Origin of the sequence: uncultured Citricoccus sp. (assembly GCF_937871995.1) — a bacterium.
Lineage (GTDB): Bacteria > Actinomycetota > Actinomycetes > Actinomycetales > Micrococcaceae > Citricoccus.
In genome coordinates this window covers 12,812-36,533 of record NZ_CALMQR010000138.1, presented here as the reverse complement: position 1 = coordinate 36,533, position 23,722 = coordinate 12,812, and the positions used below count along the sequence as shown (strand labels likewise).

General features: G+C 72.2%; 22 protein-coding genes. 9 read left to right on the top strand and 13 right to left on the bottom strand.

Annotated features, from left to right (window positions below):
• Together Q0283_RS16320 and Q0283_RS16315 are read right to left on the bottom strand one after the other, a co-directional pair.
• Positions 1 to 379 (bottom strand): Glu/Leu/Phe/Val dehydrogenase dimerization domain-containing protein (locus Q0283_RS16320; RefSeq protein ID WP_298045635.1); only part of this gene is annotated, 379 nt, incomplete at its 3' end.
• Positions 380 to 537: 158 nt separating this feature from the next.
• Positions 538 to 1,734 carry a glycosyltransferase family 1 protein gene (locus Q0283_RS16315; protein WP_298045634.1) on the bottom strand — a complete coding sequence of 399 codons (1,197 nt, stop codon included), beginning with the start codon at positions 1,732 to 1,734 and terminating at the stop codon, positions 538 to 540.
• A 165-nt stretch (positions 1,735 to 1,899) separates the two neighbouring features.
• Here Q0283_RS16315 and Q0283_RS16310 point away from each other — a divergent pair, with 165 nt between their 5' ends.
• The 3 genes from Q0283_RS16310 to Q0283_RS16300 all read left to right on the top strand — a co-directional run bounded on the left by Q0283_RS16310 (position 1,900) and on the right by Q0283_RS16300 (position 5,035).
• Complete coding sequence (locus Q0283_RS16310) at positions 1,900 to 3,276, top strand: DUF6350 family protein (protein WP_298045632.1); 1,377 nt, start codon at positions 1,900 to 1,902, stop codon at positions 3,274 to 3,276.
• A 112-nt stretch (positions 3,277 to 3,388) separates the two neighbouring features.
• A complete protein-coding gene (locus Q0283_RS16305; RefSeq protein ID WP_183528112.1) occupies positions 3,389 to 3,826 on the top strand; it encodes an Hsp20/alpha crystallin family protein in 438 nt (145 codons plus the stop codon).
• A 102-nt stretch (positions 3,827 to 3,928) separates the two neighbouring features.
• Entirely contained in the window at positions 3,929 to 5,035 is a 1,107-nt protein-coding gene (locus Q0283_RS16300) for a glutamate--cysteine ligase (protein WP_183523449.1), read from the top strand.
• Between the two features lie 20 nt (positions 5,036 to 5,055).
• Here Q0283_RS16300 and Q0283_RS16295 read toward each other — a convergent pair whose 3' ends face one another.
• From Q0283_RS16295 to Q0283_RS16275, 5 genes are read right to left on the bottom strand one after another with little or no spacing between them, the layout of a single operon-like run.
• The gene (locus tag Q0283_RS16295; RefSeq protein WP_183523450.1) at positions 5,056 to 5,478 is read right to left on the bottom strand and encodes a hypothetical protein; all 423 of its coding nucleotides are present in this window, start codon (positions 5,476 to 5,478) and stop codon (positions 5,056 to 5,058) included.
• A 20-nt stretch (positions 5,479 to 5,498) separates the two neighbouring features.
• On the bottom strand, positions 5,499 to 6,443 hold the full coding sequence (locus Q0283_RS16290; protein WP_183523451.1) for an ABC transporter substrate-binding protein: 945 nt from the start codon (positions 6,441 to 6,443) through the stop codon (positions 5,499 to 5,501).
• 37 nt (positions 6,444 to 6,480) lie between these two features.
• The gene (locus tag Q0283_RS16285) at positions 6,481 to 7,164 is read right to left on the bottom strand and encodes an ABC transporter permease (RefSeq protein ID WP_183523452.1); all 684 of its coding nucleotides are present in this window, start codon (positions 7,162 to 7,164) and stop codon (positions 6,481 to 6,483) included.
• Positions 7,161 to 7,805 carry an ABC transporter permease gene (locus tag Q0283_RS16280; RefSeq protein ID WP_183523453.1) on the bottom strand — a complete coding sequence of 215 codons (645 nt, stop codon included), beginning with the start codon at positions 7,803 to 7,805 and terminating at the stop codon, positions 7,161 to 7,163. Before Q0283_RS16280 ends, Q0283_RS16285 begins: the two co-directional genes overlap by 4 nt.
• The gene (locus Q0283_RS16275; RefSeq protein WP_183523454.1) at positions 7,802 to 8,704 is read right to left on the bottom strand and encodes an ABC transporter ATP-binding protein; all 903 of its coding nucleotides are present in this window, start codon (positions 8,702 to 8,704) and stop codon (positions 7,802 to 7,804) included. Before Q0283_RS16275 ends, Q0283_RS16280 begins: the two co-directional genes overlap by 4 nt.
• Positions 8,705 to 8,737: 33 nt before the next feature.
• Between Q0283_RS16275 and purN the strand changes: the two genes are divergently transcribed.
• Positions 8,738 to 9,337 (top strand): phosphoribosylglycinamide formyltransferase, encoded by a 600-nt coding sequence (purN, locus tag Q0283_RS16270; protein ID WP_183523455.1) that lies wholly within the window; start codon positions 8,738 to 8,740, stop codon positions 9,335 to 9,337.
• Here the strand turns inward: purN and Q0283_RS16265 are convergent.
• Both Q0283_RS16265 and Q0283_RS16260 read right to left on the bottom strand, forming a co-directional pair.
• The gene (locus tag Q0283_RS16265) at positions 9,313 to 9,903 is read right to left on the bottom strand and encodes an isochorismatase family cysteine hydrolase (RefSeq protein WP_183523456.1); all 591 of its coding nucleotides are present in this window, start codon (positions 9,901 to 9,903) and stop codon (positions 9,313 to 9,315) included. The genes purN and Q0283_RS16265 overlap by 25 nt on opposite strands.
• A 43-nt stretch (positions 9,904 to 9,946) precedes the next feature.
• Positions 9,947 to 10,351, bottom strand: a complete 405-nt coding sequence (locus Q0283_RS16260; protein WP_221243329.1) for an iron chaperone — start codon at positions 10,349 to 10,351, stop codon at positions 9,947 to 9,949.
• A 342-nt stretch (positions 10,352 to 10,693) separates the two neighbouring features.
• Here Q0283_RS16260 and Q0283_RS16255 point away from each other — a divergent pair, with 342 nt between their 5' ends.
• Both Q0283_RS16255 and Q0283_RS16250 read left to right on the top strand, forming a co-directional pair.
• On the top strand, positions 10,694 to 12,457 hold the full coding sequence (locus Q0283_RS16255) for a gamma-glutamyltransferase family protein (protein WP_298045625.1): 1,764 nt from the start codon (positions 10,694 to 10,696) through the stop codon (positions 12,455 to 12,457).
• Positions 12,458 to 12,462: 5 nt separating this feature from the next.
• Positions 12,463 to 13,584, top strand: a complete 1,122-nt coding sequence (locus tag Q0283_RS16250) for a DUF418 domain-containing protein (RefSeq protein WP_298045623.1) — start codon at positions 12,463 to 12,465, stop codon at positions 13,582 to 13,584.
• 3 nt (positions 13,585 to 13,587) lie between these two features.
• Here Q0283_RS16250 and Q0283_RS16245 read toward each other — a convergent pair whose 3' ends face one another.
• Positions 13,588 to 14,253: an alpha/beta family hydrolase gene (locus Q0283_RS16245; protein WP_298045639.1), complete on the bottom strand. Its 666-nt coding sequence runs from the start codon at positions 14,251 to 14,253 to the stop codon at positions 13,588 to 13,590.
• Positions 14,254 to 14,416: 163 nt separating this feature from the next.
• On the opposite strand from Q0283_RS16245, the gene Q0283_RS16240 reads away from it, so the two are divergent.
• Positions 14,417 to 15,262: an SDR family oxidoreductase gene (locus Q0283_RS16240; RefSeq protein ID WP_298045621.1), complete on the top strand. Its 846-nt coding sequence runs from the start codon at positions 14,417 to 14,419 to the stop codon at positions 15,260 to 15,262.
• Between the two features lie 5 nt (positions 15,263 to 15,267).
• On the opposite strand, the gene Q0283_RS16235 is transcribed toward Q0283_RS16240, so the two are convergent.
• From Q0283_RS16235 to Q0283_RS16225, 3 genes are all read right to left on the bottom strand, one after another.
• Positions 15,268 to 16,116: an alpha/beta fold hydrolase gene (locus Q0283_RS16235; protein ID WP_298045619.1), complete on the bottom strand. Its 849-nt coding sequence runs from the start codon at positions 16,114 to 16,116 to the stop codon at positions 15,268 to 15,270.
• Between the two features lie 191 nt (positions 16,117 to 16,307).
• Positions 16,308 to 18,158, bottom strand: coding sequence for a calcineurin-like phosphoesterase family protein (locus Q0283_RS16230; RefSeq protein WP_298045617.1), 1,851 nt, complete (start codon positions 18,156 to 18,158; stop codon positions 16,308 to 16,310).
• A 265-nt stretch (positions 18,159 to 18,423) separates the two neighbouring features.
• Positions 18,424 to 19,812, bottom strand: coding sequence for an MFS transporter (locus Q0283_RS16225; protein WP_298045637.1), 1,389 nt, complete (start codon positions 19,810 to 19,812; stop codon positions 18,424 to 18,426).
• A 53-nt stretch (positions 19,813 to 19,865) separates the two neighbouring features.
• On the opposite strand from Q0283_RS16225, the gene Q0283_RS16220 reads away from it, so the two are divergent.
• Both Q0283_RS16220 and purH read left to right on the top strand, forming a co-directional pair.
• Positions 19,866 to 21,644 carry a CYTH and CHAD domain-containing protein gene (locus Q0283_RS16220; protein ID WP_298045614.1) on the top strand — a complete coding sequence of 593 codons (1,779 nt, stop codon included), beginning with the start codon at positions 19,866 to 19,868 and terminating at the stop codon, positions 21,642 to 21,644.
• Positions 21,645 to 21,828: 184 nt separating this feature from the next.
• Complete coding sequence (gene purH, locus Q0283_RS16215) at positions 21,829 to 23,619, top strand: bifunctional phosphoribosylaminoimidazolecarboxamide formyltransferase/IMP cyclohydrolase (RefSeq protein ID WP_298045613.1); 1,791 nt, start codon at positions 21,829 to 21,831, stop codon at positions 23,617 to 23,619.
• Positions 23,620 to 23,722 lie beyond the last annotated feature (103 nt).

The window sequence follows — 23,722 nt, the reverse complement described above, 5'->3', positions numbered from 1 at the left end:
CCTTGCCACCGCCGATCGGCATGCCGGTCAGGGCGTTCTTGAAGATCTGCTCGAAGCCCAGGAACTTGATGATGCCCAGGTAGACCGAGGGGTGGAACCGCAGTCCGCCCTTGTACGGCCCCAGGGCGGAGTTGAACTCCACGCGGAAGCCACGGTTGATCTGCACGTGCCCGTTGTCATCCACCCACGGCACGCGGAAGATGATCTGGCGCTCCGGTTCGCACATGCGGCGCAGGATCCCGGACTCGACGTATTCGGGATGGCGGTTGACGACCGGCCCGAGGGCTTCGAACACCTCGGTGACGGCCTGGTGGAACTCGCTTTCGCCGGGGTTGCGGCGAAAGACCTCGTCCCGCAGTTTCTCCAGACCAGGCTCCATGTCCGTCCTCGCTTTCCTCAGTGGCGTCCCCTCATCAGGAGGGCATCCCCCGGTAGGGACAGGCCGGGACTACTGTACCGGCCGGTTGGGCAGGGCCGGAAAGGATGACGATGGGGGCCCGGCGGGCGCCCCCACCCCGGGACCGGTCCCCGGGCCGGTCACCGTTGGACCAGCCAGCCGTCCCAGCCGGCGGACTGCTCCAGGTAGGTGCGCACGAACACGTCGTTCTGCCGGCCCCGGACCCGGACGGCACGCTCGTAGTAACCGACCAGCTGCTCGCACAGGACGGGCCAGGTCCGGCCCTGCACGGCCTGGTGCGCGGCCTCGGCGAACGCGGCGCGCTTGATGTCGTCATAGACCAGGTCCCGGACCCGGTCCCGCAGCCCGGCCAGGTCACCCGGCCGGTACAGCCACCCGGTGCGGGAGGGGTCCACCAGGTCCAGCGGACCGCCGCGTCCCACCGCGACCACCGGGACGCCGGAGGCCATGGCCTCCTGGATCGTCTGGCAGAAGGTCTCCGACTCCCCGGGATGCACGAACAGGTCGAGGCTGGCCATGTGCCGGGCCAGGTCCTCTCCGCCCTGGAACCCGGCGAAGTGCGCCCCGGGCAGCTGGCGGGCCAGGGCGCCCTTCAGCGGGCCGGAGCCGACGATCACCAGGCGGGTGCCCGGCAGGTCGCTGAGCACGGCCAGGTCCTCCACCTGCTTCTCCGAGGCCAGCCGGCCGACGAAGCCGATGAGCCGCTCGCCGTTCGGGGCCAGCTCGGCCCGCAGCGCCTCGTCCCGCCGGGCGGGGTGAAACCGGGCGGTGTCCACGCCCCGTCGCCACAGGTGCACCCGCTGGATCCCGCGGGCGTGCAGCTGGTCCACGCAGAAGCTCGAGGGGGCCACCGTGAGGGTGGCGTGGTCGTGGATGCGTTCCACGTGCTGCCAGAGGACCTCCTCCAACCACGGGAACCCGTAGCGCGCCGCGTAGTTGGGCACCTCGGTCTGGTAGACGCACACGCTCGGCACCCCGAGGGCGTTGGCGGCCTGCACCGCGCGCCAGCCCAGGATGAACGGGGAGGCGATGTGGACGACGTCGGGCGCGAAGTCCGCGATGACGCGACGGACCCGGTTGACGGTCCCGGCGGCCACCCGGACGTTCGTGTATCCCCTCAGGGGGATGGAGGGCACCCGGTGGACCGGATATCCCTCGACCTTGGCGGGGGCCTCGTCGTCCATCCACGACGAGGACGGGGCGATCACCAGGACCTCGTCGCCGCGGGAGCGCAGGTGGCGGATCACCTGCAGGATCGAGTGGGTGACACCGTTCATGTGGGGCAGGAACGATTCGGCGACGATGACGACTCTCACGCTCCCGGACGCTATGGTCCGTCCCTGTCAGCGGTGACTCGGCGCGGTGGCAGCCAGGTGGCGGGCGGGTGAACAGTCGGTATGCCGCCGCGTGGGGCGACGGGCGGTGCCGGGCCGCGCCGCTGCCGTCCGGCCCCCGGGCCGGGTGGCACCATGGACGGTGACATGAATCCTCGCACTCCCCGCGCCCTGAAGCCGCTGCCCCTGCCCCTCTGGGTCCAGGGGGTGATCGAGACCCTGATCGCCGCGGTGGTCTCCGCCATCCTCGTCGTGGTGCCCCTGGTGGGCATCTGGTCCATGGCCGGCTTCGCCGCCACCCAGGTGGACTTCATCGCCCGGCTCGGCGGCCAGGCCTGGCTGGCGCTGCAGGGCGTGCCGCTGCACCTGACCCTGGAGTCCCCGACGAGCAGCGCGGACACGCTGACGGGCACGTTCTGGTTCCTGCCCTGGGGCCTGGTCCTGATCCCGCTGGCCCTGGGCTGGCGGGCCGGGAGGCGGCTGGCGCGTGCGTCCTACCGGGACCAGATCTGGCAGCCCCTCGCCGGTGGGGCCGGTGCCTACGCCCTCTTCTGCCTGGGCACCTCGTTGCTGGTGCCGAGCGAGTCGGTGGCCATCAATCCGTTCCTGGGGACGTTGATCCCCACGGCGCTGATGGTGGTCGCCCTGCTGACCGGGGCCCGGAAGGAGGCCGGTTCGTGGGAGCGGCTGATCGGGGTCGACGCGGCCGAGCGCATCGCCACCTGGTCACAGGCGTCCCGCTGGGCCGGGTCCTACGCGTGGTCACTGGTGCGGGCCGGGTTCGTGGGCCTGATGGTCTCCTTCGCCCTGGCCTCGGTCCTGCTGTCCGTGCAGGTCGCCCTGAGCTGGGCGGACATCGCCCAGGTGTACCAGCAGGTGGACGCCGGCATCTGGGGCGGGGCCACCCTGACCGCGGTGCAGCTCGGGATCATGCCCAACCTGGCGATGTGGACGCTGGCCTGGACCACGGGGGCCGGGTTCTTCCTGGGGGAGGGGTCCGCCGTCTCCCCGCTGATGACCGCGGTCGGTCCGCAGCCGGCCATCCCGGTGCTGACCGCCGTGCCGGTGGGCCTGGACCCGGCCTGGTCCTGGCTGTTCCTGCTCGTGCCGGTGGTCGGCGGATTCATGGCCGGCTGGTGGCTGCTGCGGGAGGGGGAGAACCACTTCGACGAGTGGCTGGCCGTGCGGATCGAGTCCCGCTGGGCCTCGCTGACCGCCTCCACCCTGGTGCTGGGCCTGCTGGTGGCCCTGGCGACCGCCCTGTTGTCCCTGCTCCCGTTCGCCGTCTCCGGGGGGTCCCTGGGGGTGGGCCGGATGACCGGCCTGGGCCCGAATCCCTGGGCCGCCGCCGGCCTGCTCGGCGTCCTCGTGGGCCTGGGGGCGATGATCGGCTACCTGGTGTCCCCGTGGTGGGAGCGGGACCGCTTCGTGCTGCCGGACGCGTGGCACGACGAGGCGGACGACGCCGACGGGTTCGATGACGGCACGGACGCCGGGATGACCCGCGAGCCCGAGGAGGACTAGGCACCCGGCTCTGGCACTCTCCGGCCAAGAGTGCTAAATAATTGCCGAGGCCGTAGCCACGGCCCGCCGGCCCGGAAGGCCCGGGTCCGGTCACCGTATGGAGGTGATTTCTGTGGCCAACCATGTTGATCCCCTGCGCGAGATCGACCGGGTGCTGAACGGCGTCTTCGGACAGATGACATCATCGGTGCGGACACAGGCGATGCCGATGGACCTGTACCGGAGTGAGGACCACTTCGTGCTGAAGATGGACCTGCCGGGTGTGGACCCCAGGTCGATCGACGTCGACCTCGAGGGGCGGACGCTGACCATCCGCGCCGACCGGCAGGACGAGGAGACGGGCCAGATCCAGTGGCTCGCCCGGGAACGCACCACCGGGACCTTCGCGCGGCAGCTGACACTCGGCGAGGGGCTGGCGACGGACAGGATCGACGCCTCGTACACGGACGGTGTGCTGACGCTGCAGATCCCCGTGGCCGAGGAGGCCAAGCCCCGCCGCATCGAGGTCTCGCACACCGCCAACCAGGGGGCGATCGGGCAGTCGGCCTGAGCAGTCCGCCGGCCTGACCCTCCCCGGCGAGGGTGCTCCGGCTCACGCCGGAACGCCGCGTCTGCCATGCTGGGAGCCTTCGACGAGGCGAGGTGGCGGTAGATGCGCACGTTCGGTGTGGAGGAGGAGTTCCTGCTGGTGGCGGTTCCGTCCCTGGAACCGCTGCCCGCCGGGGAGGCGGTGGCGGGTCCGCGGTCCGAGGAGACCTCCTCCGGCCACCGGGTGACGATGGAGCTGCAGCAGGAACAGATCGAGGTCGACAACCCGCCGCAGACCACCCTGACCGGACAGTTCGCGGCCATCCGGGCCGGGCGGGCCCTCGCCGAGGAGGCCGCCGTACGGGCCGGCGGACGGGTCGCGGCGCTGGGCACGGCCCCGGACGGCACCAGCCTCCACCTGACGCCGAAGGCGCGCTACCAGCGGATCGGCAGGGAGTTCGGGGTGATGGCCCTGGAGAACCTCACCAACGGCCTGCACGTCCACGTGGGCGTCTCCTCCCGGGACGAGGCCGTGACCGCCCTCGACCGGATCCGTGTCTGGCTCGCCCCCCTGCTGGCGCTCAGCGCCAACTCCCCGTACTGGCAGGGAGTGGACACCGGTTACGCCTCCTACCGCCACCGGGTGATGTCCCGATGGCCCGTGAGCGGTCCGCCGGAGGTGTTCGGCTCGGCCGCCGGTTATGACCGGCACCGGGACCGGCTGCTGGCAACGCAGGTCCCCCTGGACGCCGGCATGATCTACTACGACGCCCGCCCCAGCGAGCGCTACCCCACGCTCGAGGTGCGCATCGCCGACGTCTGCACGGACCAGGCCGTGGCGGCCGTGATCGCCGCGCTGGTCAGGGCCCTGGTGGAGACCGCCCTCAGGGAGCCACGCCGGCCGGCTCCCGAGGTCCCCGCCTCGGAGCTGGGAGTGTGGACCTGGCTGGCCAGCCGTTCGGGTGTCGCGGGCCGGCTGATCGACCCGGCCACGGGGACTCCCGCGCCGGCGGCGGACGTCCTCGGCCGGCTGCTGGACGGCGTCCGGCCCGTACTGGTCGAGTACGGGGAGGAGGGGACGGTCGAGGCCGTCGTGGCCCGGGTCCTGCGGCAGGGCACCGGCGCGCACCTCCAGCGCGAGGCCTTCGGCGCGCACCATGACCTCCGGCACGTGGTCGCCGTGGCCCTCGAGGCCACCCACCGTGCCCCCTCACCACCCGCGTCCGGGTGATCCGGGCCGGTACGTACCCGTTACCGGGCGCCGACCGGACCGGTGAACCCGGCCAGTTGCTCGGTGTACTCCTGGCTGCACCGCTCCAGCGCCCGCTCGGTGATCGCGCCGGCGGTGCAGTCCTCGAACCGCGTGGTGGCGTCCCAGAACACGACCTGGGAGGCGGTGACGAACCCGAAGAGGGCGCAGCCGGCCATGCCCGCCACCGCGCCCACGCGCAGGAGCCACGGCGAGGGGATCCGGGCGGTGCGGATGAGGGCGAGGACGCCGAAGACGATGCCGGTGACGGCGAAGACCAGGGAGGCGGCCTTCCACGGCAGGGTCAGGACGGAGGCCAGGTATGTCAGCAGCAGCATCCCCGCCAGCCAGACCAGGGCGGTGCGCAGCGAGCGGTACCGCGTCAGTTCGGTGTCGGTCGATGCTCCGGGCGCGGTCTGGCTCACCGCTCCAGCCTACTGGGGTGTCAGGACAGCCCCTGACCGGCCAGCCAGGCCTGCGCGATGTCCTCGCTGGAGGCCTCCTTCTCGACGGACTCCCGGTTGAGGCCGATCAGCGCCTCCGGGGTGAGCTTCGCATTGACCTTCTCGATGATCGCGGCGGCCTCCTCGTCCACGGCCTCGGAGGCGATCGGGGTGACGTTCTGCGGCAGGATCAGGTTCTCCGGGTCCTCCAGGGTCACCAGGTCCTCGGCCGCGATCGAGGGGTCGGCCGAGTAGATGTCGGCGAGCTGGACGTCCCCGTCCACCAGGGCCTTGACGGTCAGCGGGCCGCCCGAGTCCTCCACGGGCACCACGGTCACGTCCACCCCGTAGGCCTCCTTGAGTCCGGCAGGACCGTAGGGACGGGTCTCGAACTCGGAGTTGGCGGCCACCTTCAGCGGCTCGTCCACGTTCTTCAGGTCCGCCAGGGACGTCAGGGAGTGCTTCTCGGCGAACGCGCGGGTGACGTTGTAGGAGTCCTGGTCCGTGGCCTCGGCCGGTTCCAGCGGGCGCAGCCCCTGGGGCAGCACCTCGGCCAGCGCGGCCTGGATGTCCTCCGGCGAGGTGGCCGTGGCCTCGGCGTCGTAGTACTGGAGCAGGTTCCCGCCGTATTCGGGCATGACGTCGATGGCCCCGGACTCGACCTCCGGCAGGTACACCTCGCGCTGGCCGATCTGGTAGTCCCGCTCCACCGTGTAGCCCTCGGCCTCGAGGGCCTGGGCGTAGAGCTCGGCGATGATCTCGTTCGAGTAGTACTGCTGGGAGCCGATGACCAGGGCGTCCCCGCTCCCGCCCGTGCCCCCCGTGGCCGACGGTGAGCCGGAGGCGGTGTCCTGGCCGCCGAGCGGGTCGGAGCTGCCGCAGCCGGTCAGGGCGAGGGCGGCGACGGCGGCCAGGGCCAGGGCGGAACGGCGGGTGGGCTTCTTCATGGGGATCCTCTTCCGGAGACGGGCGCTGTTCTGAAACCTACGCGTTGACCCCGCGGCGCGCCACTGTCACCCCACGTGGGACGGCGGCGCGTCCGGCCAGGGCGAACACCCCGTCCAGGACGAGGGCGAGGGCGACGACGAGCAGGGAGGAGCCGAGCATCATGGCGTAGTCCTGGGTCTTCAGGCCCAGGAACAGGTAGCGGCCCAGTCCGCCGGCGCCGACGTAGGCGGCCAGGGTGGCGGTGGCCACCACCTGCAGTGCTGCCGAGCGCAGCCCGCCGACCAGCACCGGCAGCCCCAGGGGCACCTCGATCTGCCAGAGCACCTGGGCGCCGGTGTACCCCTGGGCCCGGGCGGCGTCGATTACCCGGCGGTCCACGGCCTCGAAGCCGGCATAGGCGGCGGCCAGGATGGACGGGACGGCCAGGATGACGAAGGCCGTCATCGGCCCCGCCAGCCCGATGCCCAGCAGCAGCGCGGTCAGGGTGAGCACCCCGAGGGTCGGCAGGGCGCGGGCGGCCCCGGAGAGCGCGACGGCGGCTCCGCGCCCCCTGCCCGTGTGGCCCACCCACCAGCCGATCGGCACGGCGATGGCGGCGGCGATCACCACGGCCAGCAGCGTGTAGCCGAGGTGCTCCAGGGACCGCGCGGCGATCCCGGACGGCCCCGTCCACTGCGCGGGGTCCAGGCACCAGAGCACGGCCTCCCACAACTGGTTCATGCCCCCACCTCCGCACGCGTCCAGGGCATGGCCAACCGGCCCAGCGCCACGAGCAACCGGTCCAGGGCCAGCGCGAGCACCACGGTCAGCACGATCCCGGTGAGGATCTCCGCCAGGATCCCGCGCTGGAACCCGTCCGTGAACAGCAGCCCGAGCGACGGGATGCCCAGGACGGCCCCCACCGTGCACAGGGACACCGTGGAGACGGCCACCACTCGCAGCCCGGACAGGATCACCGGGCCGGCCAGGGGCAGGTCCACGGTCAGGAACCGGCGCAGCGGCGGATAGCCCAGGGCCACGGCGGCACTGCGGGCCTCCGGCGGCACCCCGTCCAGCCCGTCGGCCACGCTGCGCACCAGCAGCGCCACCCCGTACAGGGTCAGGGCCACGACCACGTTCACCACGTCCCGCACGCCGGTGCCGATCAGCACCGGCAGCACGATGAACAGCGGCAGGGACGGGATCGCGTACATCAGCCCGGCGCCGGTCAGCACGGGGCCGTTCAGGACCCGGTAGCGGTGGGCCAGCCAGCCCAGCGGGACGGAGATCACCAGCGCGGCCAGGATGGCCGGCAGGGACGTGGCCAGGTGCGCCCACGTCCGGTCCGCGATCAGCGGCAGGTTGTCCAGGACCCAGTTCATGCGCCCGGCGCGTCCTGGGTTCCCGGCCGGGGCCCGCCGTCGGCCATGGCACCCGGGCGCGCGCCGTCGTCGGGCCGGCCGTCCGGTTCCGCGAGCACCCCGGCGGGCCGGCCGTGGGCGTCCACCACCACGATCGAGCCGTCCGCGGCGCGCTCGCGGTGCAGGGTGCGCTGGCCGCGGTCCAGCCCGAGGAAGGTCCGCACGAAGTCGTTGGCGGGCTCGGCGACGAATTCCCTCGGGGTGCCCTGCTGGGCGATGTCCGCGCCCGCGCGCAGCAGCACGATCTGGTCGCCGAGGGCCAGGGCCTCGTCCATGTCATGGGTGACGAACAGGATGGTGGTGCCGATCTGGCCGTGCAGCTGGCGCAGCTGGCGTTGCAGCTCGGAGCGCACGAGCGGGTCCACGGCCCCGAAGGGCTCGTCCATCAGGAGGATGTCCGGGTCGGCGGCCAGGCCGCGGGCCACGCCCACGCGCTGTTGCTGGCCGCCGGAGAGCTGCGCCGGGTAGCGGTCGGCCAGCTTCGCGTCCAGGCCGACGAGTTCCATCATCTCCCCGGTGCGCCGCCGGGCCGCGCGGCGGTCCACGCCGTTGAGACGCGGGACGGTGGCGATGTTCTGGGCGACGGTGCGGTGGGGCAGCAGTCCCGAGTTCTGCATGACGTACCCGATGCGCCGGCGCAGGGCGACCGGGTCCCGGCCGGCCACGTCCTCACCGTCCACGAGCACCTGCCCGGAGGAGGGGTCGACCATCCGGTTGACCATGCGCATGAGGGTCGTCTTGCCGCAGCCCGAGGACCCCGCCAGGACGGTCAGGGTGCCGCGGGGGACGTCGAGGCTGAAGTCCTGGACCGCGACGGTGCCGTCGGCGAAGCGCTTGGTGACTGATCTGTAGGAGATCATGGGTTCACCCTACGTGGACCTACGATGGAAGCCATGCGCATCGTGGCCCTCGTCTCCGGATCCGGCACCAATCTGCAATCGGTGATCGACGCCGTCGTGGCCGGCCGATTGGACGTGGAGATCGCCGCAGTGGGGGCGGACCGTCCCGACGCCGGCGGGCTGGCCCGCGCCTCGGCCGCCGGGATCGAGACGTTCGTGGTGGACTTCGCGCGGTTCCCCGACCGGGCGGCCTGGAACCACGCGCTGACCGCCCAGACGGCGTCGTACGCGCCGGACTACGTGCTCTCCTCCGGCTTCATGCGGATCGTCGGCGAGGAGTTCCTGGAGGCCTTCGGCGGACGGTACCTCAACACCCATCCGGCCCTGCTGCCGGCCTTCCCGGGCGCCCACGGGGTCCGGGACGCCCTCCGGTACGGGGTCAAGGTCACCGGGTGCACCGTGCACATCGCCGATGCCGGCGTGGACACCGGCCCGATCCTGGCCCAGGCCGCCGTGCCGGTGCTCGCCACGGACACCGAGGAAATCCTGCACGAGCGGATCAAGGTCCAGGAACGGCACCTGCTGCTCGCGGTGCTCGGGGAGCTCGCCGCCGGGAAACGGCCGGAGGACTACTTCGCGGTCAGCAGCCGCTGAACCTCGGGACGGTTCAGGATCGTCTGGCGGAAGTCCGCGCTGACGTTCTCCAGGTCCGTCCAGCCGCGCTCCGCGTCGGAGGAGGCGATGGCCTGCCGGGCGTAGACGACCTCGAAGTCGTGGGCGAAGGCGTCCCGGCCGGTGGCTGAGACGCAGGACTCCGCGGTGACGCCGGCCAGCACGAGCCGATGGACGCCAGCCTCACGCAGCTGCTCCACCAGGTCGGTGCCGAAGAACGCGCTGTCCCGCGTCTTGACCAGGTGCCGGGCCGGTTCCAGGTCCAGCCCGTCGAGCAGGCTGGCCTGCCAGCTGCCCTCGAAGTTGAAGCCCTGGTCGTCCTCGAGCATCTTCAGCGTCCAGGTGGACTTGTCCTCCTGGTGCACCGTGTTGACCACGAACACCGCGTGTCCGCCGGCGTGGGCCTGGGCGGCGAGCCAGTTCGACTCCTCGACCAGCAGGGCGCGGGTGTCCTGCAGGTCGGGGAACTCGAAGAAGCCCTCCTGCAGGTCGACGAAGAGGACGGCGGTGGGCACGCCGGGATCGGGGAGGTCTGTGGGATCGGGCATGGGGGCAGTCTAGGGGCGCGGGTCCCGGGGGCGAGAGGCCCGGCTACATCCAGGTGACGCCCTCGTCCTCGTACTCGCGCACCCGGGCCAGCATCATCCGCTCGAGCAGGTCGTGCGGCGCCGGCTGGCCGTAGAAGAGCTTCACCGAGCCCTTGCCCGTCTCGAAGTTGACCAGCTCGTCCTCGAAGGCCTCGCGAACGCTGGGCGTGAAGGTCATGTTGGCGTGGGCCTTGTGGCCGGAGAACTGGAACAGGATGGTCCCGTGCGGGTGGACGTAGGCCGGCTCGTTCCACTTCAGCGTCTCGGTGGCTTCGGGCACCACGGCCCGGGCCAGGTCCCGCAGTTCCCTCAACAGGGCACGGGCCAGCTCGGGGAACCCGTCGATGTACGCGTCGACGTCGGCGGATCCGGGGGGACCAGGGACTGCGGGGCTGTCGGTGCCGGTCATGGACACAGCGTAGGCCGTGGACCGGGCAAGGCGAAGGCCCCGGCTGAGGGGACTGCCGGGGCCTTCTGTCATCATCACTCGCACCTTGTGACGCCTTCGACGGTACGGGCCGAACCTTGGCGGGGACTGTGCGCCGGAGCAGAGAACCCTGCGCAGGCCGGACCGGGCCGGCGGCCGGGCCGGCGGCCGGGCCGGTCGCCGGACCGGGAACGGGCTGCGGACGCGGGGGCCACCGCCGTTCGGAGCCGGACGGCGGGGGCCGCAGTGTGGGATAGTCGATGAAGGCTGTCGTCGTGATCGCACCGTGATCTTCACTGGCGACCTGTCGTCCCCAAGGAGCCCATGAAGAAGCAACCGGCCCTCGGTGCCGTGCCGCTGCTGGCGGCCGTACTGACCCTGTCCGCCTGCCAGGCGCCGACCTCCGCACCGGCGCCCGGAACGTCGTCCCCGGCTGCGCCGTCGTCGTCCGCCGGTGACAGCGCGCGCCCCAGTCCCTCCGCGAGCGCGGAACCGCGCACGTCCCCGGCAGGCGCGGCCGCCCAGCTGGACCAGTACGGCGTCTCCGCCGCGCACCCGGAGGCCGTCGAGGCGGGGATGCAGGTCCTGGACGAGGGCGGCAACGCCGCGGACGCCGCCGTGGCCGTGGCCTTCGCCGTGGCCGTGGTGGAGCCCTACGCCTCGGGTATCGGCGGGGGTGGCTCGGCCCTCCTGGCGGCCCCGGGCGAGGAGGCCACGAGCTATGACTACCGCGAGGTGGTGGCGCAGGACGGGCGGATCCCGGATTCCGGCACCGGCGTCCCGGGACTCGTCGCGGGGCTCGCGCAGATCCATGCCGACCACGGGACGCTGGAGTGGGAGCAGTTGCTGCAGCCGGCGATCGGCCTGGCGCGGGAGGGCTTCCCCGTCTCCGACTTCCTGGCCCAGCGGATGCGCTCGGACTTCGGCCCGGCCTCCATCGAGGGCCTGGAGCACTATCACTCCGCCTCCGGTGAACCGCTGGCCGCGGGGGAGACGCTGGTGCAGGAGGACCTGGCCCGGACCATGACCACGATCGCCGACCAGGGGCCCGAGGCGTTCTACACCGGCAGCATCGCGGATCGGCTCAGCGAGGTCGACGGGCTCGACGCCGCGTCCCTCGCGGCCTACGAGCCCGAGCAGGTGGAGCCGGTCAGCGGGGAGTTCGGGGACTACGAGGTCCTCTCGGCCGCCCCGCCCCTGCCCGGCGCCGCCCTCGTCCAGCAGCTCCAGGTCGCCGAGGCCCTGGGGGTCGGCGAGCACGAACCGGGGACGGCCGGCTACGTGGACCGGTTGGCCGAGGCATGGATCGCGGCCGAGGGATCGGTCACCCACTTCCTCGGGGATCCCGACTTCGTGGATGTCCCGGTCGACCAGCTCACGGATCCGGCACGCAACGCCGGCATCGCCGACCGCGTGGGCCTGCTGGCCGGCGGGACCGGTGCCGGGGCCACCGGAGCCGACGACGGCGTTCGACCGGTGACGGCCACCGGCGTGGTGACCGCGGGCAACACGACCCACCTGACGGTCGTGGACCGGTCCGGGTTCACCGTCTCCATGACCAACACCCTGACGAGCTTCTGGGGCGGCAGTGAGTCCGCCTCCGTGGGCGGGTTCTTCCTCAACAACCAGCTCTCCCGCTTCGAGAGCGAGGCGTCCCCGGCGAACAGGCCCGAGCCCGGGCGCAAGTCCGTGAGCTGGTCCGCCCCCAGCATGGTGCTCGACGACGAGGGCCGTCCCGTGCTCGGGCTCGGCAGTCCGGGCGGGCACCAGATCCCCAACATCCTCTCCGGGGTCCTCGTGGCCTGGGCGCTGCAGGACGCCCCGCTGCAGGAGGCCGTCGACGCCCCGCGGTACCACCTCCAGGACGGCGTGCTGGCCGTGGAGCAGGAACCGTCCGGGGACCTCGCCCGGCTCATCGAGGAGCGGAAGTGGGAGCTCCAGCGCACCGAGCGGGAACAGGCGATCTTCGGTTCGGTGCAGGCCCTGGAGATCGACTACGCCACCGGTGAGGTCACCGGGGCCACCGACAGCCGCCGGGAGGCCGACGTGGAGATCGCCGACGTCGCGGCCCCACAGGGTGAAGGATGACCCTCATGGGCGCCGTCCCATCCTCCTTCCAGCAATCCGACGACGACCGGCCGGCCGAACGACCCCCGGCCGGTACCGGTGAGCCTGCCCCGAGGGCCGGCCGCGTGGTCGGCCTGGACGTGGCGCGGGCACTGGCGATCATCGGGATGATCGCCGTCAACGTCGGCCCCCGGGGTGAGGGCGGCCTGTTCGGCACGCTCTACGACCTCCCGCTGGGACGGTCCTCCGTGCTGTTCATGCTGCTGGCCGGCGTGGGGATGTCCATCCTCACGCGTTCCTCGCGAGGGCCGTTAGCTGGTCCCCTGCCGTGGCAGACCGTGGTGTGGCGGGCAGCCCTGCTGCTCGTGGGCGGGCTGGCCCTGCAGATGGCCGGCCATGAGGCCAGCGTCATCCTGCCGCTCTACGGTCTGCTGTTCATCGTGTGCCTGCCGCTGCTGAGGGCTCCGACGTGGCTGCTGGCCGCCCTGTCCGCCACCTTCCTCGTGGCGGGCCCGATCCTCTGGGTGGCCGTGCGGCACGGCACGGATGCCTTCACCATCAAGGAACCCACCCTCGTGGACCCCCCGCCGGAGATCCTGGACGACATCCTGTTCTCCGGGTCCTACCCCGCCGTCGTGTGGGTGGCGCCGTTCCTGCTCGGGATGGTGCTCGGCCGGCTGGACCTGCGGGACGGACGGCTTCAGCGCATGTTCCTGGTGGGCGGTGCGGTGGCCGCCGTCGGGGCCTACGCCTTCTCCCGGTTGCTGGTCCTGCTGGTCGGAGAGCCCGGGCGGACGGTCGGCTGGGACCGGCTGGTGTCCGTGACCGGGCACTCCCAGATGCCGCTGTGGCTCATCTCGAGCACCGGTGCGGCACTGTGCATCCTCGGTGCGTGCCTGGCGGCGGAGCGCTTCCTGGCCCGATGGACACCGGCGCTGGCCGCCATGGGGCGGCTGTCCCTGACCGTCTACGTGGGCCACCTGCTGGCCCTGGCCGTGTTCGTCCGGCCCGGACCCGGCTCGCTGGCCGGCGGTTACGCGGTCACCGCCGTGCTGTGCCTGGCGTCCCTGCTCTTCGCCTGGCTGTGGACCCGCCGGTTCGAGGTGGGCCCGCTCGAGGCGCTGATGCGCCTGCCGCGCGTCCGGTAGGCCCTACGCGCCGCCGGCGATGAACTCGAGCACCGCGGGGGCCAGGCCCGCCCCGGTCTGCTCCTGGTTGCGCCGGTCCCGCGGCACCGTGAAGGAGTGGTCGGCGTTCGCCACCCGGCGCACGACGGCATGGTCCCCGATGCGCCCGGCCACCGGTTCCAGCTCGCCGGGCAGGGCGAACGCGTCCCGGGAGCCCTGCAGGAAGAGCATGGGCAGCGTGAGCCCGTAGAGGTGCTCGTCCCGCAGCTTCTCCGGTCTGCCCGGTGGGTGCAGCGGGTAGCCCAGGAAGACCAGCCCCGCGGTTTCCATGCCCTCGGCGACGGCCATCGAGGCCATCCTGCCGCCGAAGGACTTGCTGGCTGCCCAGACCGGAGCACCCCCGGCGCGCTCGCGGGCCGCCGCCATCACCGCGCGCCAAGTGGCGACGGCCTTGGGGGCGCGGTCGGGGAACTTCTTCCCGGCCTCCGCGTAGGGGAAGTTGAAGCGCCAGGTGGCCACGCCGGCGTCGTTGAGGGCGCCGGTGAACCCGGTGAGGAAGGGGTGGTCCATGCCGGCCCCGGCGCCGTGCGCGACCACCACGGTGGCAGTGGGGGAGCAGGGGCGGGCGTAGGCGGCGGTGACGGTCTCCTCACCGGCGGGGATGCTGAGCCGTTCGTCGCGGATGTCCATGGCGTCCATGGTCCTACACCGCACGGCCTGCCGGGAGCACCGCCGCGACGTCCCCGGGCCCCTCGTGAAGCGCTCAGGAGGATGGGCGGAGGCACCGGCGGGGAATACCATGGGGAATTCGTTCTCGCCGTGCCCGTGCGGCGACTCTGTCCGGGAGCCGTCCATGTCAGACCCCACCATCGCCGTCACCGGTGCCACCGGGCAGCTCGGCGGCCGCGTCGCCCGGCTGCTGGCCGGCGCCGGGATCCCGCTGCGACTGCTGGTGCGGGACCCCTCGCGGGCGCCCGGGCTGCCGGGGGCCACCGTGCACGTGGCCCCCTACGCGGACACCGGGGCCGCCACGAGGGCCCTGACCGGCGTGGACGTGCTGTTCATGGTCTCCGCCTCGGAGTCCGAGCACCGCCGGGCCGAGCACGAGGCGTTCGTCGCGGCCGCGGCGCGGGCCGGGGTGCGGCACGTGGTCTACACCTCCTTCCTGGGGGCGAGCCCGGAGGCGACCTTCACCCTGGCGAAGACGCACGCGGCGACCGAGGGGGACATCGTCGCCTCGGGCATGGCGTACACGTTCCTGCAGGACAGCTTCTACATGGACATGGCCCGCGCGGTGGTGGGCGAGGACGGCGTCATCCGGGGTCCGGCCGGACACGGGAGGTGCGCCTTCGTCGCGCACGAGGACGTCGCCCGCACCGCCGCGCACGTCCTCCAGGACCCCGCCCGGCACGCGGGGCGGACCTATCGCCTCACCGGGCCGGAGACCCTGGCCTTCGACGAGGTCGCCCGGATCACCTCCGAGGTGGAGGGTACCGAGGTGCGCTTCCACGACGAGACGGTGGAGGAGGCGTACGCGTCCCGCCGGGCGTGGAACCCGCCGTCGTGGCAGGCCGATGCCTGGGTGTCGACCTATACGGCGATCGCCCGGGGTGAGCTGGACGTGGTCAGCGGGGACGTCGAGGCGGTCACCGGGACGGCGCCGATGACGTTCCGGGAGTTCCTGCGGCGTCGGGGGTGAGGGGGTCACCGGTCGGCCGCGGTGTGCTCCAGGATCGAGCGGGCCACGATCTGCCAGTCCGTCCGCTGCAGACCATGGCCGGCCGCCTCGAGCAGCAGGAGACGGGCCTCCGGGATCTCCTCGGCCAGGGCCCTCCCGTGGGCGGGCGGGAAGAGCGGATCGGCACCGCCATGGATGACCAGCGTGGGGGCGGTGATCGAGGACAGCGGCCCCAGGGGGCGCTCCTCGTCCTCCAGCAGGTCGTGGTTCTGGATCGTCCGGATGTCCCGGGAACGGGCGACGTCACGGGCCACGAGACCCTTCACCGCGGCCACGTCGACCGGGCGGTCGGGGCCGGTGAGCATCCGCTCGTACCCGACGAGGTAGTCGGCGACGGACGCGGGGTCGGACCAGTCGACGTCCACCGTGGAGGCGAAGTCCAGGACATCTCGGGTCGGAGGCGGCAGCCGGCGCTCCCCGGGCACCGCGGGGCTGGTGCTGATCAGGACCAGGGAGAGCACACGGGCCGGGTGGTCGAGGGCGAGCAGCTGAGCCAGCCCGCCACCCGCGGAGAGGCCGACTACGTGGGCGGCCGGGAGCCCGTAGGCGTCGAGGACACCGACGGCGTCGTCCACCAGGTCCTGACCCGTGTACCCGGGGTGGCCGGGTGGGTAGGCCGCCGAGCGACCGGTGTCCCGGTGGTCGTAGCGGATGACGAAGCGTCCACCGTCGGCGAGCAGGCGGCAGAAGCCCTCGTCCCACCAGAGCATTGAGGCGCCCAGGCCCATGACGAGCAGCAGGGGCGGGTCCGCCCGGTCGCCGAAGGCCTCGGTGCAGAGCTCGACGCCGCCCGCCTGGATCATCCGTTCCGCCATGGCTCGCTCCTCGTCGGACTCCGTGGTCTGGTGCCCTCACGCTATCGCGGCACGAACGGCAGACAGCCCGGCAGGACGGGGAAGTCCCGGCGATCAGGACGTGACTCCGTGAGGATCACGGGTTCTCCTCAGGATCGCCGGGACTCCGGTTCCGGCAGGATGGCCTCAGGCCGCCAGGGCCCGCGTGGGCATCACTCCGTCACCTCGAAGGTGATCTCCTCGGTGAACGCCCGACCGTGCACGTCCGTGGCGGTCACCTCGGCGGTGTGCTCGCCGGCCGCCAGGTCCTCCGGCAGCTCGAACTGCCACAGGTGCATCGAGCGGTCCGCGAGCGATCCGCCGTGGACGAGCTGCTGCTGGACCGCGGCCGGGTCGGAGTACTCCGCGCCCACGAGCGCGCCCTCGCCCTCGAGGGGCTGGGTGCGGGTGGCCTGGGTGGCCTCGCCACCGTCGATCGAGACCTCGACGGCCGAGCCGGTGGAGCCTATCCAGAAGTTGGTGGTCAGCCACGTGGTGTCCGCGAGGTCCGCGCGGGAGACCTGCAGCGGGTTCTCGAAGGCCGGGGCCTTGCCGCGCTGGCCCTTGTACTGCTCGAACCAGGCGCGGTAGCGCGGGGTGTTCACGGACAGGGACATCTGCTCGTCCTCGTCGGCACCGCGGACGGTGAAGCGCTCGGTGACCTCGGTGTTCTTGAGGTCCAGGGTCAGGACGCCGGGCATGGCGCCGTCACGCTGCACGGCCTCGGGGTAACCGCCCTCGAGCAGCCGGCCGTTGTACCAGTCGCCGGAGATGGCGCCGGCGGTGATGTGGGTGAACGGCAGCTCGTCCACGCCGAACAGGTCCTTCCAGCCCTTCATCGAGTCACCCGCCCGCAGGTTCTCCAGGGAGTGGGTGTGGCCGCCCAGGGTGACGACCTCGCGGCCCTCGAGGATCTCGTAGACCTCCTTGACCTGGTCGATCTGGTGCTTCTTGCTGCTCTCATCGGCGAAGTCGAGCAGCGGGACGTGGCCGGCGAGCACGATGACCTTGTTCTCCGGGGTGTTCTCGATGTCGTTGCGCAGCCACTCCATCTGGCGGGCGTCGATGCTGCCGTTGTAGTCACCCGGGCGGGCGTTCTCCTTCACGGGGAAGTCCACGGTGCTCAGGGCCACCACGTGGGCCTTGCCCGCGTCGTAGGAGTAGTAGTGCGCTCCCAGGTTCGCCCGGAAGGTGTCCGTGGAGTGCTCGCGCTCGGTGGCGTCGAAGTCCATGTCGTGGTTGCCCGGCAGGAAGCGGGCGGGGCCGTTGAGCATGGAGGCCAGCTCGCGGGTCTTCGGGTACAGGGAGAGGTCGTCGCCGACCACGTCGCCGATGAACAGGGCACCGCAGCCGGCGTAGTCCGTCCGCGCGGCGAGGTCGGAGAACACGCCGGCGCGGGCGAACTCCACCTCCTGCTCGGTGTAGGTCTGGACGTCACCACCGATGACGCAGGACTGCTCGGGATCCTGGGTCAGCCCGCTCTGGGCGAGCGGGAAATTCAGGGCGGCCGGAACGGCGCCGGTCGGGTCGATGCCGCCGAACCTCAGCTCCGGGGAGCCCTCGGGCAGGTGGTTGTAGGAGAACTGGGCCACGTTGTCCTCGTCCACGGGGACCTGGTAACCGCGCGGCTGGGTGACGAACACGGTCATGTTGTCCTCGACCGGCAGCTCGTAGCGGCCCTGGCCGTCCGTGGTGACGACCTCGCGGCCGTTGGAGACCTTCACCCCGGGCACACCCGGCTCGCCGGCGTCCTGGTTCGAGTCCCGGTCCTTGTCGTCGAAGACGGCGCCGGAAACGGTCTCGCGGTCGGTCCGGCCGTTGCGGACGACCTCGACCTCGCCGCGGTACGCGGTCTCCTGCCAGTCCGCCCCGTCCTGCTGGGCGGGGCTCTGGGCGGGGGCCTGCCCGGCCCCGGTGGACGACGACGGCGCGGCCGTCGCGGCGCTCGCGCCGAGGGTGGCGGCGGCGACGATGGCGAGGGTGCCGGCGGTCAGCCGGGCACGCTTCCTCTGCTGGTGGTTCATCAGGACCCCTCCTGGGTGGTGTGATGGAGCCCGGCCGCGGCTCGGCCGGACTGGTCCACCCTCTGCGATGCGGGTTTCCCCGAGGCCACGGCCAGGTGTCCACCGGGGGTTCCCCGAGCGACGCCACGCCCACATGAGATTGATCTATCAACCTCTACCCGTCACCCCGCTGTGCGGGCCATCACCACCGGCCGGGTCTGCCCCCGAGGTGTGACGCATCGGTCCTGCCCGCACGGCGGCGGGAAGACCGTCCAGGGGGCGGAGCTCAGGCGGCCTCCGTGACCTCCAGCTCGCGGCCCCTGGTCTCCGGGGCCATGGCCATCATCAACACGACCGCCGCCACCACCAGCACGCCGGTCACCACGAAGGACCAGACCAGGCCCATGACCGGGACCAGCCAGGCGACGAAGACCAGCGGGCCCACTCCGGCGGCGATCCGGGACACGGCCGAGGCCCAGCCGAAGCCGGATCCGCGCAGCTCGGTGGGGTAGAGCTCCGAGACGTAGGTGTAGAGCACGGGGATCGCGACCTGGACCACGAACCCGAAGGACAGCACGAGGGGCAGCACGGCGGCGGGCACGTCCAGCAGCGCGGCCAGCCCGGCCATCAGGAACGAGGACGCCACGGCGGTGACCGCCAGCAGCCACTTGCGGCCGGTCTTCTCCACCAGCCAGGCGGCCACGATCACGCCCAGCAGCCCGACGGCGGCCATGGCGCCGGTCATGATGAACGCCCGGGCCTGCTCGTAACCGGCGTCGATGAGGAAGGTCGGCAGCCACTGCAGTGCGATGTAGTAGACGAGCATGATGGTGAAGAACAGCGCCCAGGACACGAGGGTGACCTTGGCGGAGTACCGCCACAGCGAGGCCAGCTGTTCGCCCAGGGCGCCCACGGTCAGCGGTTTCGGCTTCGGCACGGGCGGCAGCACGTACTCGCGCGCGGGCTCGCCGGTGCGCCGGACCATGTCGTCGATCACCTTGCGTGCATCGGCCTCGCGGCCCTGCTGGATGAGGAACAGGGGGGACTCGGGGACCATCAACCGGACGAGGAACACCAGCAGCGCGGGCAGGATCATCACGAGCAGGGGCAGCCTCCAGTCACCCCACGTGGCGACCAGCCAGGCGGACAGGAAGCCGCAGCCGGCCGCCCCGATCGGCCACCAGCCGTCCATGGCGGTCAGCACGGTGCCCCGGTGCCTGCGCGGGGTGAATTCCCCGACCAGGGCGTAGTCGACGGGGATGCAGCCGCCCAGACCGAATCCGGCCAGGAACCGGAACAGCACGAACCAGCCGATACCGCCGGTCAGGGCACCGGCGAGGGTGAAGACCGAGAAGACCAGCAGCGTGGCCGCGAATGCCTTCTTGCGCCCGATCCGGTCCGCGACGGTGCCCCACACGAAGGCACCCAGGGCCATGCCGATCAGGTTCGCGGTGCCGATCCACGCGGCCTGGCCGGCGCTGAGGGCCCATTCCTCGCGCAGCAGCGGGATCAGCACTCCGTTGAGGGAGACGTCCCAGGCATCGAACATGAATCCCAGGCCGCCGACGATGAAGACCCGGCCCTGGGTGTTCCATCGCCACGGCAGGTTCTGGACGATCTCCTCCCCCGTGGGCAGGGTCGAGGATGGGCTGGTGCGGGAATTCGAGGAGGTGATGGCGGGTTTCGATTCTTCCGGGGCTTCGGCGCCGTTTCTGGGATCATGGTGCCATGAGTGACGCAGTCCATGTGGAGATCGAGCGCAAGTACGACGTCGACGGCCAGGCGTCCCTGCCCCGGCTCAACGGCGTGGGCGGTGTGGCCCAGGTCCGGTACCGCCCGCCGGTGGCCCTGGAGGCGGTGTACTTCGACACCGTGGACCGCGACCTCTCGGCCAGCGGGGTGACCCTGCGCCGGCGCACCGGGGGGACCGACGCCGGCTGGCACGTGAAGATCAAGTCCGGCGAACACCGCCTGGAACTGCAGTCCCCGCTGGGCACGGAGGACTGCGCCGACGTCGCGCCCGGGCCCGAGGGCGTGCGCGTCCCGGACCGGATCCTGGACCTGGTGCAGGTCCACGTGCGCGGCAAGTCGTTCGGGCCGATCGCCCGGCTCAACACCCTGCGCTCGGTGGTGGACCTGATGGACTTCCACGGCCGCCAGCTCGCCGAGGTCTGCGACGACCAGGTGGCCGCCATGTCGGTGGGGTTCCGCTCCGAGTCCCGCGTCCAGCACTGGCGGGAGTGGGAGGTCGAGGTCGTGGACGCGGACCTGCTGGACTCCGCCCTGAAGGTTCGGGAGGTGGCAGGTCAGGGCCCGACGCCGGAGGGGGCCTCCGGTGGTGAGGGTCGGCCCGCCGGTGGTCCCGCGGGCGCGGGCGACGGCGCCCCCGCGGGAGCAGACGGGAGCGCCGCTCGTGAGGCGCCCACGGAGGAACCGGCCTCGGGCACCGTGAGGTTCCTGGACGCCGTCGGGAAGGTCCTGCAGGACTCCGGGGCCCGGCCCTCGGCAGCGGGCTCGAAGGTGGAGAAGGTGGTCGGCAAGGCGGCCGATCCGCTGGACCCCCAGGGGGGCGACGCCCCGGAGGGGACCACCCCGGGACTGCACGCCGTGCTGACCAAGACCGTCCGCGCCCAGATGAAGGTGCTCAAGGGCTGGGACCCCCTGGTGCGGCGGGACGTGGAGGACTCCATCCACCAGTTCCGGGTGGTGTGCCGCACCCTGCGTTCCACCCTTCAGGCCTATGCGCCGCTGCTGGACCCGGACGCCACCGCGGGGGTGAACAAGGACCTGCGCACCCTCGGTCGGTTGCTCTCCGTGGCCCGGGACGCCGAGGTGGTCCGGGACCAGGTGGACGAGAAGGTGGAGGACCTGCCCGGTGGAGCCGATGGACCGGTGGCGGCGAGGGTCCCCGGCAAGACGGTCAAGCGACTGCGCAAGGTCAAGGCCGACGAGTACGCCACGGCCCATGACAAGCTCCTGAAGCGGATGCGCACCCAGTGGTACTTCGACGTCATGGACCGGTTGGACGCCTATGCCCGCGACGTGCCGCTGCACCCGGAGGTCGACGAGGCCCGGGCCGCCGACGCCGCCGGGACCCTGGAGCCGCTGGCCGCCGAGCAGGTCGACGCGGTGCTGGAGCTGGCCGAACGGGCCGCCGCCGAGGAGGACCCGGAGCACCGCATCGAGCTGATGCACGAGGTCCGCAAGGAGGCCAAGCGGTTGCGCTACGCGGTCAAGGCCGTCCAGGACGCGACCGGACTGGACCTCGGAGCCCACCTGGTGGCACGCATGAAGACGGCCAAGAAGCTGCAGGAGGCCCTGGGTGAACACCGGGACTCCATCATGTTCCAGGAGCACGTGCTGCAGACCGCGAAGAAGGCCGCCAAGGCCGGCGAGGACACCTTCGGCTACGGCGTGCTGTTCGCCGCCGAGTTCGGCCTGCAGCGCCGGACCGAGGAACGCGCCTCGACGCTGGTGGAGCACCTGGCCCAGGCCCACGGCGAGTGAGGCCCGGACACCGCCCCGGCCCGGGGTGCCCTCCGGCACCGACGCCGGGGTGGTCCCGGTCGTCCCCGCTCGTCATCCCGGCCCGCCCCGCGCTGCCCCGCCCTACACTGGATGCGGCGCCCGGCCCGGCCGGCACCCTCACGCATTTCCGCCGTACCGGACCGAAGCACCCAGGAGCACACCAGTGACCATCCAGCTCGACCGGGTCCCGCTCAAGCGGGCCCTCATCTCCGTCTACGACAAGACCGGTCTCGAGGAGCTGGCCACCGGCCTGCAGTCCGCCGGGGTCCAGATCGTCTCCACCGGCTCGACCGCGAAGCGGATCGCCGCCGCCGGGGTCCCGGTGACCGAGGTGTCCGAGGTGACCGGGTTCCAGGAGTGCCTGGACGGCCGGGTGAAGACCCTGCACCCGATGGTGCACGCGGGCATCCTCGCCGACCGCCGCCGCGAGGACCACGTGGCCCAGCTCGAGCAGCTCCACGTGCAGCCCTTCGACCTGGTGGTCGTGAACCTCTACCCGTTCGTGGACACCGTGCGTTCCGGCGCCGGCCAGGACGAGGTCGTCGAGCAGATCGACATCGGCGGGCCCTCCATGGTCCGGGCCGCGGCCAAGAACCACCCCTCCGTCGCGGTCGTGGTGGACCCGGCGAGGTACGGCGACGTGGTGGCCGCGGCGCAGTCCGGGGGCTTCGACCTGCGGACCCGGCGCCGGCTGGCCGCCCTGGCCTTCGCCCACACCGCCGCCTACGACAACGCCGTGGCCTCCTGGACCGCCGCGCAGTTCGAGACCGACGACGACCTCGAGGCCGACGCCGCGGTCACCGGTGCCGGCCAGGTCGCGCAGGACGGGCCGGCCCTGAGCCCGTCCGCACCCGTCTTCCCGCCCTACGCCGGCGTGACGCTGCAGCGCGCCGAGACCCTGCGATACGGCGAGAACCCGCACCAGAAGGCGGCCCTGTACGTGGAGGACGGCGCCGCCCCCGGCATCGCCCAGGCCGAGCTGCTGCACGGCAAGCCCATGAGCTACAACAACTACGCCGACGCCGACGCCGCCCTGCGCGCCGCCTACGATTTCGACGCCCCGGCCGTGGCCATCGTCAAGCACGCCAATCCCTGCGGCGTGGCCGTGTCCGAGGAGGCGCCGGTCTCCGACGCCCAGGGACACGACCCGATCGCCGAGGCCCACCGCAAGGCCCACGCCTGCGACCCGGTGTCCGCCTTCGGTGGCGTGATCGCCGCCAACCGCGAGGTCACCGCCGGCATGGCCGCCACCGTCAAGGACATCTTCACCGAGGTCGTCATCGCGCCGTCCTTCTCCGCCGAGGCCCTGGAGATCCTCTCCGCCAAGAAGAACCTTCGCCTGCTGCGCCTGCCCGAGGGCTACGCCCGGGACACCGTGGAGTACAAGCAGGTCTCCGGTGGCATGCTGCTGCAGGCCCGGGACGCGATCGACGCCGCCGGTGACGACCCCGCCACCTGGACCCTGGCCGCCGGTCCCGCCGCGGACGGCCAGACCCTCGCCGACCTCGCCTTCGCCTGGCGCGCGGTGCGTGCCGCGAAGTCCAACGCGGTGCTGCTGGCCTCGGACGGGGCCACCGTCGGCGTCGGCATGGGTCAGGTCAACCGGCTGGACTCCTGCCGGCTGGCCGTCGAGCGCGCCAACACCCTGGGGGCCGCCTCGACCGGCGCCCAGGACGTGGGGACGGGCGCCGGGGCCGAGGGCGCCGAGATCACGACGGCGGGCGGTGCCGAGAACGTCTCCGGCACCGGGGCGCCGGAGCGGGCCCGCGGTGCGGTGGCCTCGTCCGATGCGTTCTTCCCGTTCGCGGACGGGCTGCAGATCCTGATCGACGCCGGCGTGCGCGCCGTGGTCCAGCCCGGCGGTTCCATCCGTGACGAGGAGGTCATCGCCGCTGCGGAGGCCGCCGGCATCACCATGTACTTCACCGGCGCCCGGCACTTCTTCCACGGCTGAGCGCCGGGGAGGACTGCGCGGTGAGGTCCGGTCACCGGATCGGCGGACCGGGCCGCCTCCGGTAGATTAGGGCCGGATTGAAACATCACCACGACCCGGCGAG

Coding starts and splice junctions, on each gene's coding strand:
- Q0283_RS16280 (WP_183523453.1), bottom strand. CDS start 7,805: ATGAACTGGGTCCTGGACAACCTGCCGCTGATCGCGGACCGGACGTGG.
- Q0283_RS16285 (WP_183523452.1), bottom strand. CDS start 7,164: ATGAACCAGTTGTGGGAGGCCGTGCTCTGGTGCCTGGACCCCGCGCAG.
- Q0283_RS16265 (WP_183523456.1), bottom strand. CDS start 9,903: ATGCCCGATCCCACAGACCTCCCCGATCCCGGCGTGCCCACCGCCGTC.
- Q0283_RS16255 (WP_298045625.1), top strand. CDS start 10,694: ATGAAGAAGCAACCGGCCCTCGGTGCCGTGCCGCTGCTGGCGGCCGTA.
- Q0283_RS16230 (WP_298045617.1), bottom strand. CDS start 18,158: ATGAACCACCAGCAGAGGAAGCGTGCCCGGCTGACCGCCGGCACCCTC.
- Q0283_RS16310 (WP_298045632.1), top strand. CDS start 1,900: ATGAATCCTCGCACTCCCCGCGCCCTGAAGCCGCTGCCCCTGCCCCTC.
- Q0283_RS16245 (WP_298045639.1), bottom strand. CDS start 14,253: ATGGACATCCGCGACGAACGGCTCAGCATCCCCGCCGGTGAGGAGACC.
- purN (WP_183523455.1), top strand. CDS start 8,738: ATGCGCATCGTGGCCCTCGTCTCCGGATCCGGCACCAATCTGCAATCG.
- Q0283_RS16300 (WP_183523449.1), top strand. CDS start 3,929: ATGCGCACGTTCGGTGTGGAGGAGGAGTTCCTGCTGGTGGCGGTTCCG.
- Q0283_RS16235 (WP_298045619.1), bottom strand. CDS start 16,116: ATGGCGGAACGGATGATCCAGGCGGGCGGCGTCGAGCTCTGCACCGAG.
- Q0283_RS16220 (WP_298045614.1), top strand. CDS start 19,866: ATGAGTGACGCAGTCCATGTGGAGATCGAGCGCAAGTACGACGTCGAC.
- Q0283_RS16250 (WP_298045623.1), top strand. CDS start 12,463: ATGGGCGCCGTCCCATCCTCCTTCCAGCAATCCGACGACGACCGGCCG.
- Q0283_RS16240 (WP_298045621.1), top strand. CDS start 14,417: ATGTCAGACCCCACCATCGCCGTCACCGGTGCCACCGGGCAGCTCGGC.
- Q0283_RS16290 (WP_183523451.1), bottom strand. CDS start 6,443: ATGAAGAAGCCCACCCGCCGTTCCGCCCTGGCCCTGGCCGCCGTCGCC.
- Q0283_RS16275 (WP_183523454.1), bottom strand. CDS start 8,704: ATGATCTCCTACAGATCAGTCACCAAGCGCTTCGCCGACGGCACCGTC.
- Q0283_RS16260 (WP_221243329.1), bottom strand. CDS start 10,351: ATGACCGGCACCGACAGCCCCGCAGTCCCTGGTCCCCCCGGATCCGCC.